Origin of the sequence: Lapidilactobacillus concavus DSM 17758 (assembly GCF_001435835.1) — a bacterium.
Lineage (GTDB): Bacteria > Bacillota > Bacilli > Lactobacillales > Lactobacillaceae > Lapidilactobacillus > Lapidilactobacillus concavus.
This window is the reverse complement of the sequence record NZ_AZFX01000069.1, coordinates 1-323: the sequence shown is the minus strand read 5'-3', so window position 1 is coordinate 323 and position 323 is coordinate 1. Positions and strand designations below refer to the sequence as shown.

Genomic DNA, 323 nt, shown 5'->3' with positions numbered 1-323 from the left:
TGGATTGAAGTCAATATTTGAGACAGATTTTAAGAGACATTCAGAACCGCGTTTACCTTCCACAGCTCAAATAAATCATTAATCGCGATTAATAACTTATTTGAACCCTGGAAAGCATTAAATCAGGCGGCCATTTGGCTCGTAAGTGTTGCAATTTCAACTTGTAAGGGGGTCTGGTAGCCCAGTGAACTATGAATTCTCTTCCTATTGTAGAAAGCATGCACATATTCAAAAAGGACGGCAGCGGCAGTTTCATAATCTTCAAAGACCGGCACTGGATAAACACATTCCTTTTTGAGGGAAGCGTGAAAGGATTCCATTGG

Annotated in this window: 1 protein-coding gene; it reads right to left on the bottom strand. The window is 40.6% G+C overall.

Annotated elements, in window-relative coordinates; translation table 11 throughout:
• Positions 1 to 122: 122 nt before the first annotated feature.
• Positions 123 to 323: IS3 family transposase (locus FC15_RS06285; protein WP_021357663.1), on the bottom strand; the 201-nt coding region annotated here is incomplete at its 5' end.